The organism is Nocardia sp. NPDC004340, assembly GCF_053602575.1.
Map to the genome: position 1 here is coordinate 305,512 of NZ_JBSGDW010000006.1, position 12,169 is coordinate 317,680.

Annotated in this window: 5 protein-coding genes; 2 read left to right on the forward strand and 3 right to left on the reverse strand. The window is 72.1% G+C overall.

The annotated features are described in order from the left end of the window. Positions 1-262: 262 nt before the first annotated feature. Together ACWEOI_RS25330 and ACWEOI_RS25335 are read left to right on the forward strand one after the other, a co-directional pair. Positions 263-2,317, forward strand: coding sequence for a BTAD domain-containing putative transcriptional regulator (locus tag ACWEOI_RS25330; RefSeq protein WP_452361220.1), 2,055 nt, complete (start codon positions 263-265; stop codon positions 2,315-2,317). Between the two features lie 47 nt (positions 2,318-2,364). Further along, positions 2,365-3,855: an FAD-binding protein gene (locus ACWEOI_RS25335; protein WP_433671494.1), complete on the forward strand. Its 1,491-nt coding sequence runs from the start codon at positions 2,365-2,367 to the stop codon at positions 3,853-3,855. A gap of 47 nt (positions 3,856-3,902) precedes the next feature. On the opposite strand, the gene ACWEOI_RS25340 is transcribed toward ACWEOI_RS25335, so the two are convergent. Genes ACWEOI_RS25340 through ACWEOI_RS25350 form a run of 3 tightly spaced genes read right to left on the reverse strand, consistent with a single transcriptional unit; the run spans position 3,903 to position 11,934 of the window. Continuing rightward, a complete protein-coding gene (locus tag ACWEOI_RS25340) occupies positions 3,903-4,121 on the reverse strand; it encodes a hypothetical protein (protein WP_452361221.1) in 219 nt (72 codons plus the stop codon). After that, on the reverse strand, positions 4,118-5,707 hold the full coding sequence (locus ACWEOI_RS25345; protein ID WP_452361222.1) for an acyl-CoA carboxylase subunit beta: 1,590 nt from the start codon (positions 5,705-5,707) through the stop codon (positions 4,118-4,120). The genes ACWEOI_RS25340 and ACWEOI_RS25345 overlap by 4 nt, the downstream gene beginning before the upstream one ends. Further along, the gene (locus tag ACWEOI_RS25350) at positions 5,707-11,934 is read right to left on the reverse strand and encodes a thioester reductase domain-containing protein (protein ID WP_452361223.1); all 6,228 of its coding nucleotides are present in this window, start codon (positions 11,932-11,934) and stop codon (positions 5,707-5,709) included. The genes ACWEOI_RS25345 and ACWEOI_RS25350 overlap by 1 nt, the downstream gene beginning before the upstream one ends. Positions 11,935-12,169: the final 235 nt, after the last annotated feature.

The following is a 12,169-nucleotide window of genomic DNA, read 5'->3' on the forward strand; positions in this document are numbered from 1 at the left end:
TGCGTGTCACGATCGGCGTTAATGCGCGCCGGTCAGGTCTGGCCGCTCGGGCCTGGGGAGGACTCCGAGGCCGAGACCGACACCGCACCAGCGCCTCCATTGCCGTAGGCGCTCGGACAACAGGGTTCCGCCAGTGTCCCAGGACCCCTGCCGCTCCGCCGCGCACCCCCGCCGACCGCCGAAATTGGTTGGCGCCGTGCGCGTCCGGAAACCGGACGTCCGTGATTCAGCACCGTCAGGGACCAAAGTACCAGGGGATATCGTGTTGTTCAGCCTTCTCGGACCGCTCGAGGTCCGGCACCAGAACCAGCCATTGCGACTCGGTGGCGTGAAACAGCGGGCAACCCTCGCGTACCTACTTCTGCATCCCAATACCGTCGTCCCGGCCAGCCGACTGCTCGACGCCCTGTGGCCCACCGAAACCATGCCCACCTCGGCCCGCAAGATCCTGCACAACGCCGTGTGGTCGCTGCGAAATCTGTTCCCGGAGGACAACAGTGGACCGGTCGCGCTGATCCGGCGCCCGCCGGGGTACGTGCTCGAGGTCGACACCGACCTCATCGACCTGCATCGCTTCTATCGCCTGGCCGACAGCGGACGCGCCGCGGCCCTGGCCGAGGACCTGGACACCGCCGCCGCTCGCCTGACCGAATCGCTGTCGCTGTGGCGCGGTTCACCGCTGTCCGATCTCACCGAGCACGGGGTCGACTGGCCCGAGCTCGCCGCCGCCGCGGACGCCCGGATGTCGGTGTCGGAGGACCTGTTCGAGATCGAGCTGGCGCGCGGCAACCACGCCCGGGTGGTGGACGCGCTCAGCGCGCTGGCCGATTCCGGGCAACTGCGGGAACGCTCCTGCGGGCAGCTCATGCTGGCGCTGTACCGTGGCCGCCGCCCCTCGGACGCGCTGGCCGTCTACACCGCCTGGCGCAATGCCCTGATCGAGAACTACGGGCTGGAACCGGGGTCGGAGCTGCAGACGTTGCAGCAGGCCATCCTGAACCAGAGCCCGTCGCTGCTGCTGCCGGACACCGAACCGGTGCGGCCCGCGCCGGTGGTGGTGGTCGCCCCGGCCGACCGGGTGACCCGCTCCACGGTGCTGTCGGTCCGGATCGAGGCGGGTGGGCCGGACGCGTCCGAGGACAACCCGACCATGGGCGAACGCTATCTTCCGGCGATCCGGGCGACCGCGGAGTCGTTGGGCGGCACGGTGGTCGGCGTCATCGGCTCCACGGTGATGACGGCGTTCCCGGAGCCGTGCGAGGTGGCCGAGGTGGTGGCCGCCGCGATCCGGCCGCACGAGTGGATCACCGGGGCGCGCACCGAGTTCGGGTCGCGGCTGGAGCCGCGGTTCCGGGCCGCGGTCGTGACCGGCGAGGCCGAAGGCCGTGTCCCCCGGGCGTATTCCGATCTGCGCACCTCGAACCGGTACGCCGACCTGTTCGACGCGTGCGACCGGCTGCTGCTCGACGCGCCCACCGGCTCGGTGACCGTGTGCGATCGCACCCGTCGCGAGTCGGAGACCGTGATCCGCTATCGGCAGCGCCCGACCGGACACTGGTACGCGGCGGGTTTGGAGGGCGCGAACGATTCCGGTGCCGAGACCGATCCGGATGTGCGGATGCTGCTGGGTCTGCGCGAGCGAGTCCAGCATCGGGCGGCCTCGCATCTGGTGGCGGTGGTGGCCCCGGCCGCGACCAGTGCCCGGCGGGTGGCGCGCGCGTTCCGCTCCACCGTGCGCGCACAGGGCGATGCCGAGCTGATCCTGTGCGCCCGTTTCGGTGACGGGGATCGGCTCGACACCCACCGCGCGATGCTGGCCGCCGCGTGCGGTTTCCAGGTGGGTGACGCGCCCGCGAGCATCGCGGCGCGGCTGGCCGAGGCGGCGGGTCATCCGCTGCGTCCGCCGGTGGCGGCGCGCAAGCTGGCCGAGGCCCTGTACCCGCTGGCCACCGGAACCCATTCCGACGATCCGGCGCAGGTCCGGCAGATGCTCACGGCCTGGACCGAATTGCTGTGCGCCAAGGCGGGTCTGGGTCCGATGACCCTGATCTTCGAGGACGCCCATCTGGCCGACCACGCCAATCTGGATTTCCTCGAGACCCTGCTCGACAGTGCCGAGTGCGCGCCGCTGCTGGTGGTGCTCACCGGCGAGGGTTCGCTGGCGCACGGCCGTTTCGCGCGCATCGCGGGCACCCGCGAGTCCACGCTCATCACCTCCGATCTGCGGCCCGGTCGCCGGCCCGCGCAGCGGCGGCGTCCGGCCGCGCTGCTCACCGCCACCGCCGACCGGCATCCGGCGGCCTTCGCCGCCAGCTGATCCGACCTGCCCTCCGCGGCAACCACATTCGACGAGGAAGTGACCTGATGACCGAATCGCTGTTGATCCGCCCGGACGACGCGCGCTATCGCGGGCTGATCTCCGGTTCCAATACCCGATGGGTGGGCACACCCGACTACATCCGCCTGGCCCTGAACACCGAGCAGGTCGTCGAGGCCCTGCAGCAGGCGGTCGACGACGAGCTGCGCGTGGTGGTGCGCAGCGGCGGCCACTGCGACGAGGACTTCACCGCCAATGGCAAGGTGCGGGCCGTCATCGACGTATCCGCTTTGGACGCCGTGTATTTCGACGCGCAGATGGGCGCGTTCTCGGTCGGCGCGGGCGCGACCCTGGGCCGGGTCTATTCGACACTCTACAAGCGCTGGGGCGTGACGCTGCCCGGCGGCACCTGCCCGACGGTCGGCGCGGGCGGGCATGTGGCCGGCGGCGGCTACGGCGCGCTGTCGCGGCTGCATGGACTGATCGTGGATCATCTGTACGCCATCGAGGTGGTGGTGGTCGATTCCGACGGCCGGGTGCGTCCGGTCGTCGCGACCCGGGCGGCCGACGACCCCCACCGCGACCTGTGGTGGGCGCACACCGGTGCGGGCGGCGGCAATTTCGGCATCGTGACCCGGTACTGGTTCCGCTCCCCGGAGGCCACCGGCGACGACCCGGCGCGCCTGCTGCCAGCCCCGCCCGCCGAGCTCATCGTCTCCGATGTCTCGTGGTCGTGGGACGAGCTGGACGAGGCCGGATTCGCCCGCCTGGTCAGCAATTTCGGGGCCTGGCACGAGCGCCACTCGGGTCCGGACTCCGCGCACCTGAGCCTGTACAGCCAGCTGAAGCTCCAGCACCGGTCGGCGGGTTCGTTCCGGATGAGCACCCAGATCGACGCCGACGAGCCCGACGCGGAGCAGACCATGGACGCGTTCCTGGCCGCGATGGCCGAGGGCACGGGCGCGACCTACACGGTCAACGACCGCAGCCGGGTGCCGTGGTTCTACGCGGTGAAGGAGTGGTTCGGCTTCGTGGAGGCCGCGGTGGCGCGCTGGAAGGTGAAGTCCACCTATATGCGCCGGTCGCTGCCCGAGCCGCAGCTGGACGCGCTGTACCGGCAGCTGACCCGCGAGGACTACCCGCACCCGTTCGCCATGGTGGCCCTGGTCAGCTACGGCGGCCGGATCAATGCGGTGGAGTCGGACGCGACCGCGGCGGCGCAACGGGATTCGATCATCAAGATGCTGTACGTGACCCTGTGGACGGATCCGTCGGAGGACGAGCGGCACGATCGCTGGATCCGCGAATGCTATGCCGACGTGTACGCGGCGACCGGTGGCGTGCCGGTGCCGGGTGAGGTGACCGACGGCTGCTTCATCAACTACGCCGACGCCGATCTGGCCGACCCGGCCCTGAACGACTCGGGCGTGCCGTGGCACCGCCTGTACTTCAAGGACAACTACCCGGCCTTGCAGGCCGCGAAGGCGAAATGGGATCCGCGCGAGGTGTTCTCGCACGGTCTGTCCATCCGGGCATGAAAAAGGTCCCGATGGGCGGCCACGCTGCCGCCCATCGGGACCCCGGGTCAGCGGGACTGACCCCGATGCCGCCACGAGATGGGCGGCTGCTGTGCGGGCGCGGGCAGGGTCCAGGCCGCCGCCCGGAACTCCGCCTTCCGCCGCGCCGGTCGGGTGACGGCGGTCAGAGCCAGGACCAGGGCGACGAGTTCGTCGTCGCCCGGCCGGCCCGATTCCACTGCCAGCACCCCGGTCGCGCCCGCGAGTACCCCTGTCCCGCCGCTCATGCGGGCGGGTTCCCGTGCTTGCGGGCCGGGATGGGCGCGTGTTTGGCGGCGAGCATGGCCAGGCTGTCGATGAGCACGGCCCGGGTGTCGGCGGGGTCGATGACATCGTCGACCAGGCCGCGTTCGGCGGCGTAGTAGGGATGCATCAGCTCCTGCTGATATTCCTTGATCCGTTGCGCCCGAACCAGATCCGGGTCGGGTGCGGAACCGATCTCCCGCCGGAAGATCACCTGGGCGGCTCCCTCCGCGCCCATGACGGCGACCTCGTTGGAGGGCCAGGCGAAGGACAGGTCCGCGCCGATGGATCGGGAGTCCATGACGATGTACGCGCCGCCGAAGGCCTTGCGCAGGATCACCTGCACCCGCGGAACGGTGGCGTTGCAGTAGGCGTAGAGCAGTTTCGCGCCGTGCCGGATGATGCCCGCGTGTTCCTGGCCGGTGCCGGGCAGGAAGCCGGGCACGTCGACCAGGGTGACGATGGGGATATTGAACGCGTCGCAGGTCTGCACGAAACGCGCGGCCTTCTCGGAGGCTTCGATGTCGAGCACGCCGGCCAGCACGCAGGGCTGGTTGGCGACGATGCCGACCACCTCGCCGCCGAGGCGGGCGAAGACGCAGAGGATATTGCGGGCCCAGTGCGCGTGCACCTCGAAATACTCACCGTCGTCGACGATCTCCTCGATGACGGCGCGCATGTCGTAGGCCTGGGTGGAGTCGGCGGGCACCAGGTCGGCGAGCGCGTCGTTGCGCCGGTCGGGCGCGTCGGCGGTCTCCACGGCGGGCGGGCGTTCGCGATTGTTGGCGGGCAGCAGCGAGATCAGGTAGCGCACCTCCTCGAGGCACTCCTCCTCGGTGTCGTACACGAATCCCGCGACGCCCGAACCGGAGCCGTGCACGTCGGCGCCGCCGAGTTCGTCGTGGGACACCTGCTCGCCGGTGACGGTGCGCACCACATCCGGTCCGGTGACGTACATCTGGGAGATGCCGCGCACCATGAAGACGAAGTCGGTGAGGGCGGGCGAGTAGGCCGCGCCGCCCGCGCACGGGCCGAGCATCACGCTGATCTGCGGGATGACGCCGGAGGCGCGCACGTGGCGGCGGAAGATGCCGCCGTATCCGGCCAGCGCGGTCACGCCCTCGTGGATGCGCGCGCCCGCGCCGTCGTTGAGGCCGACCAGCGGCGCGCCCGCGGCCTCGGCCAGGTCCATGAGCTTGTGGATCTTCTCCGCGTGCGCCTCGCCGAGCGAGCCGCCGAAGATCCGGAAGTCGTGGCCGTAGGCGAAGACGGTGCGGCCGTGCACCTTTCCCCAGCCGGTGACCACGCCGTCGGTGTGCGGTTTGCGGTCGGCCATGCCGAAGGCGGTGGCCCGGTGCCTGCGCAGCTGGTCGACCTCTCGGAAGGTGCCCGGATCGAAGAGCAGCTCCAGCCGCTCGCGCACGGTGAGCTTCCCGATCGAGTGCTGCCGCTCGGTTGCGCTCGACGGGATGCCGTGCACGGCTTCGTGTTTGACGCCGTGCATTTCCTCGACCCGGGATCGCAGCCGCGCGGGCGCGATGGCGACGGGCCGTTCGACGAGTTCGGTCATCAGTGCTCACTCCGTTCCGGCGCCGGGAAATGGCCCGACTCGATGAAGAATTGGACGTAGGTGCGGAAGAGGTCGCCGGACACCGGCGGGCACACGATGCCGGTGCCGGTCAGCATGGCCTCGGTCGCGGACACGTCGATGGCTGGGTAGAAGGCCGCGGTGTCGCCGATCATGGCCTCGAAGGCGTCCAGCAGCGGGACCAGGGCGTTGTCGGTGTTCGCGCCGATCTCGGCGAGCCAGTCGGCCCGGTCGCGGTCCTCGATCGGATAGCCCATGGCCCGCAGCCGCTCGACCAGTTCGGGCAGTGCGACCCGAAGCGGGTTGTGCAGGTGGAAGGTTCGCTCGGCGGCGTCCGGCTTCGCGGCCAGGGCGACGATGGCGGCGCTGACGTAGTCGACCGGGGCCAGGTGGAAGTAGCCGTCGCCGACCGGCGGCACGGCCCGCGCCTGGATGATGCCCTTGAGGGTGAGCCAGACGAAGTCGCGGGTCTGGCAGGCGCCGTGGCGCTGGTCGCCGGAGATCACATCGACGCGGTACACCGAGACCGGCAGGCCGCGGTCGCGGGCCAGTCCGATGTTCTGCTCGGCCACCCACTTGGTGCGCAGGTAGCCGCTGGGCAGCACCTCGGGCGGACCGGTCGGGTCGTCCACGGCCAGCGGCGCGCCGTCCGCGGGTGCGCCGGGGAAGACGCCGACGGTGGACACGTAGTGCACCGGGACCGTCCGGTGGCGGGCGGCCAGGCGCAGGATCTCCTCGGTGCCACCGACATTGGCGTCGCGCAGCAGCGGGTAGGGCTGGAGCCAGTGCACGGTCGCGCCCGCGTGGAACACCACGTCGACCAGCTTCGCGAGGTCGTCGAAGTCGTTCTCGGACAGTCCGAGTCGCGGGGCCGCGAGGTCGCCGACGATGACCCGGACCCGGTTCAGGTCGACCTCGCCCGACACCCGGTAGAACTCCAGGTTGGCGATCAGCCGCTCGGTCGCGGCGGCCTCGTCCGCGCCACGGATCACGCAGTGCACCACGGCCGTGGTGGTCGCCATGAGGTCGCGCAGCATGAACGCGCCGAGGAATCCCGAAGCGCCGGTGAGCAATACGTGGTCGGGGTCGGTGGCGACGCGGATGACGGTGTCCGCGGGGCGGATGTCGTCGGCCAGGCGTACTTCGGCGGCGAAGTCGATGGCCCCGGTCGCGCCGTCGCCGGATTCGGCGAGGATGAACGCCGCCAGCGCCTCGGGGGTCGGGTGGTCGTAGGCGACGGTGGCGGGCAGCCGGGTTCCGAACGCGGCCTGCAGCCGGTTGCGGAATTCGACGGTGGCCAGCGAGTCGAAGCCCGCCTCGCTGAATTCCCTTGTGCTGTCGAGGGCTTCGGTGCCCTGGTGGCCGAGGACGGCGGCGGCCTCGCGCAGCACGAGGTCGAGCACCAGGGCGTGCTGTTCGGCCGGGGTGCGGCCGCGCAGCAGTTCGGTGATCGAGACGGCGGCCTCGGCATTGCCCGCCACCGCGCGCTGGGTGGGCAGCAGGCCCGAGAGCAGCCGGGTCGGGCGGGACCGGATGGCGGACAGTTCCAGCGGGGTGGCCACGACCAGGGGCCGTTCCGATCCGGCGGCCGCGTCGAGCAGGGCCAGACCGGATTCGGCGGGCAGGGCCGGGAAGCCGCCGCGCGCGATGCGCTGCTTGTCGGCGTCGTCGAGGTGGCCGCTGATGCCGCCCTCCTGTTCCCACAGGCCCCAGGCGATGGAGGTGGCGGGCAGGCCGAGTCCGGCGCGGTGGGCGGCGAGCGCGTCGAGGAAGACATTGGCCGCGGCGTAGTTGCCCTGACCCGGGCCGCCGATGATCCCGGCGACCGAGGAGAACAGCACGAACGCGGTGAGTTCGCGGTCGAGGGTGAGTTCGTGCAGCAGCCAGGCGGCGTCGGCCTTGGGGCGCAGAACCGCGGTCAGGCGGTCGGGGTCGAGGTCGCGCAGCAGGCCGTCGTCGGTGGCGCCCGCGGTGTGGACGACCGCGGTCACCGGATGCTCGGCGAGCACGGCGGCCAGGGCGTCGCGGTCGGCGGCATCGCAGGCGACGATGTCGACCTGTGCGCCGGCAGCCGTCAGTTCGGCCCGAAGTGCCTCCGCCCCCGGGCTTTCCAAGCCACGGCGGCTGAGCAGCACGAGCCGGTCGACGCCGCGCGCGGTGACCAGGTGGCGGGCGAGCATCGCGCCCAGCGAGCCGGTGCCGCCGGTGATCAGCACGCATTCCCCCGCCCAGTGGGCCGGGGCGGGCAGGGCGACGCGGTGCAGTCGCGGCACGAAGACGCGGCCCTCGCGAATCACGACCTGGGGTTCCCCGGCCGTGACGACCGCGGACAGGGCGGCGGCCGAGGCCGGGTCGTCGTCGATGTCGGCGAGCACGATACGGCCGGGCAGCTCCGACTGGGCCGAGCGCAGCAGACCCCACACGCTCGCGGCGGCGATGTCGGTGGCCCCGGATCCCATGGCCCGCTCGGTCACCACGACCAGCGGTGCGGCGGTGCGGTCCTCGACGGCGATCCACCGCTGCACGAGAGTCAGTGCGCGGCGGGTGAGTTCGTGAGCGCCGAGCACCGGGTCGGCGGTCGGCGCGGCGCCGATCGGGGCCAGGACGGCGTCGACCGGCTTGTCCGCGGTGACGGCCTCGGCCAGGTCCGCGAACAGAGTGGTCTCCCCCACCTCGGGCAACGACTCGGTGCCGGAGACCGCGCCCCAGCGGATGGCGCGACCGCTGACGGCGGCGGGCATCCAGTCCACGATGAAGGACATCTCGTCGATATCCGGCCGCGCCGCGACCGATTCCGCCGGTGCGGTCACCGCGCGCAGGGTGGCGACGGCCACGCCCGCCCGGTCGGCGAGCAGCAGCGTGGTCGATCCGTCGCCGCCGGTGCGGGCCAGCACCCGCAGGGCCGTCGCACCGGTGGAGAACAGCCGGACGTCCCGCAGCTCGCGCACGGTCCCGGGGGCGACAGCGGCCAGTGCGGCGTGCAGCAGCACCGGGTGCACCCCGAAAGCGGCTGCCTCGGCGTCGAATTCGTCCGGCAGCTCGACCTCGGCGTGGGCCTCGTGGTCGGTCGCCGCCGGCGGCCATTCGGTGAGCTCGAAATCCGGTGCGCCGATGCGCAATCGGACGGTGCCGCGGGCGTGCAGGATCCACGGTCCCGAGGAGCCCGAGGCCCGGGAGTGGATCGACACCGTGCGGTCGCCATTGTCCAGCAGACCGCCGACACGGGCCTGGATGTGCAGGTCGGCCCCGGCGGGCATGGTCAGCGGGGTGCGAACGGTCAAGGCGGACAGTTCGGTACAGCCGAGTTCGTCCGCGGCGCGGGTGGCGAGTTCCACCAGGACGGCGGCGGGGACGGGCGTGCCCGGTTCGATCCAGCGCTGCCGCCGGGACAGGCGGCCGGTGGCGACGACGCCGTCGGCGGCGCTGTCGGCCAGGTCTACCGCCACTTCGAGGACGGGGTGGCCGAGGGCGGATCCGGTGCCCGCGGCCCCGATGGCGGTGTCGCCCGCCCAGTGCCGGGTGCGCTGGAAGGCGTAGGTGGGCAGGCTGATTCGGCGCGCTCCCGTGCCCGCGAACACCTGTTCCCAGTCGACGCGCACGCCGTTGGCGTGCAGGGCGGCGACGGCGGCGAGGGCGGTCTCGTCGTCCTCGGCGGTGCGGCGCAGCACGGGGATGGAGATGTGCGGGCGGTCCTGGAGGGTTTCGTCGACCAGGGCGCTGAGGATGGCGTCGGGCCCGATCTCCACGAACTTGGTCACCCCGGCCGCGGCCAGGGCGGCGATGCCCTCGGAGAAGCGGACGGTGCCGCGAATGTGGCGCGGCCAGTACGCGGGATCGGCGTGGTCGCCGGGGGCGGCGAGCGCGCCGGTCACATTGGACACGATGGGCGCGCGGGCGGGCTGGAAGGTGAGTCCGCGGGCCACCGCCTCGAACTCGTCGAGGATCGGGTCCATGTGGTGGGAGTGGAAGGCGTGGCTGACGGCCAGGCGGCGGGAGCGGATCCCGCGCTGTCCCAGGGTCTCCGCGATGGCCTCCAGGTCCGCGGCCGATCCGGCCAGCACCACCGACGCGGGTCCGTTGACGCCCGCGAGGCTCACGCGGTCCGAGAGCTGGTCGCGCACGGCGTCCTCGCCCGCTCGCACCGCGAGCATGGCGCCGCGCGGCAGCGAGTTCATGAGGCGGGCCCGCGCGGCGACCAGGGTGGCGGCGTCGGCCAGCGACAGCACGCCCGCCTGCTGGGCGGCGACGAGTTCGCCGACCGAGTGACCGGTGAGGTAGTCGGCGCGAACGCCCCAGGACGCCACCAGCTTCGCCAGCGCGTATTCGACGGCGAAGAGGGCGGGCTGGGTGACGGCGGTTTCGTCGAGCCGCTCACCGGAGGTGATCTCGTCGCGCAGCGGTCGGTCCAGCAGCGGGTCCAGGTGGCCGCAGACCTCGTCGAACGCGGCGGCGAAGGCCGGGAAAGTGTCGTAGAGGCGCAGACCCATGCCCGGGCGCTGGGCGCCCTGACCGGTGAAGACGAAGGCGGTCTTGCCGGTTCGGGTGGAGGTGGGGTCGGCGGTCAGACCGGCGAGCAGTTCCGCGCGGTCGCGGCCGACGGCGACGGTCCGGTGCTCCAGCTGGGTGCGGGTGGTGGCGAGCGAGTACGCGATGTCCAGGTCGCGGGCGTCGGTGCCGGCGGCGAAATCCGCCAGCGCGGCCGCCTGCGCCCGGGCCGCGGCCGCGGACTTGCCGGACACCGCCCAGGGCAGCACCGGCAGCCGAACCGGCTGCGGCGCGGCGGATTCCGGCGACTCCGCCGAATCCGGCTGCGATTCCACCGCTTCCGGTGCGGGAGCCTGTTCGATGACGACGTGGGCATTGGTGCCGCTGACGCCGAACGAGGACACCGCGGCCCGGCGCGGAGCCCCGGTCTCGGGCCAGGGCTGCGCTTCGTTCAGCAGGCGCACCGTGCCCGACGACCAATCCACGTCCGGGTTGGGCGTTTCCGAGTGCAGGGTCCTGGGCAGCACGCCGTGGCGGATGGCTTCGATCATCTTGATGACGCCGCCGACGCCCGCCGCCGCGACGGTGTGGCCGATATTGGATTTCATCGATCCCAGCCACAGCGGCCGCGCCGAGGTGCGTTCCCGGCCGTAGGTGGCCAGCAGCGCCTGGGCCTCGATCGGGTCGCCCAGCCGGGTGCCGGTGCCGTGGCCTTCCACGGCGTCCACCTCGGCGGCGGAGAGTCCGGCGTCGGCCAGGGCCGCGCGGATCACGCGTTCCTGGGAGGGGCCGTTGGGTGCGGTGAGCCCGTTGGACGCGCCGTCCTGGTTGACCGCGGACCCGCGCAGGACGGCGAGCACCTCGCGACCGGAGGCGACGGCGTCCGAGAGGCGTTGCAGCGCGAGCAGACCCACGCCCTCCGACCAGCCGGTGCCGTCCGCGCCCGCGCCGTAGGACTTGCAGCGGCCGTCGGCGGACAGGCCGCGCTGCCGCGAGAATTCGATGTAGCCGCCGGGGTGTCCGTAGACGGTGACGCCACCGGCCACCGCCAGGTCGCATTCACCGCGGCGCAGCGCCTGCGCCGCGAGGTGCACGGCGACCAGCGAGGACGAGCACGCGGTGTCCACGGTGAGGGCGGGCCCCTCGAACCCGAAGGTGTAGGCCAGCCGTCCCGAGACCACGCTGCCCAGTCGCCCGGTCATCGCGTAGCCCTCGAGGTCCGGCGGCGCGGCCAGGTCGAGGTAGCTCTGCTCGCCGGCGCCGACGAAGACGCCGGTGCCGCTGCCGCGCAGCGATGTCGGGTCGATGCCCGCGGATTCGAAGAGTTCCCAGGCGGTTTCGAGCACGACCCGCTGCTGGGGGTCCATGCCGAGGGCCTCGCGCGGGGAGATGCCGAACAGTCCGGCGTCGAAATCGGTGGCGTGGTCGATGAATCCGCCGTGGCGGGTGGTCGAGGTGCCGATGTGCTCGGGGTCGGGATCGTAGAGGGCCGCGACGTCCCAGCCGCGGTCGGCGGGCCATTCGGTGATGGCGTCGGTGCCGGTGTCGACCAGGTCCCACAGCTGGGCGGCGGAGTTCACGCCGCCCGGGTAGCGGCAGGCCTGCGCCACGACCGCGATGGGTTCGGCCGACGCCGATTCGAGTTCGGTGATGCGGCCCTTGGCCTTGGTGAGTTCGGCTGTGGCCCAGCGCAGGTACTCGACCAGTTTCTTGTCTTCAGGCATTGCCGGTGTCCTCTTTTCAGCCCAGCTCGTGGTCGGAAATGCGGCCGAGTTCGCCGTCGATGAAGCTCAGGAGTTCCTCGGCCGAGGCGGTGGCGAGGTGTGCGTCGACGGCCTCGGTCGCGGGGTTCGCGGTGGCCGGGGTTGCCGCCCAGCGGCCGGCCAGCTCGCGCAGCCGGTCGGCGATCCGGTCGCGGTCGGCCTCGCCCAGGTCGTCGGCGACGCGTTCCCAGCGGTC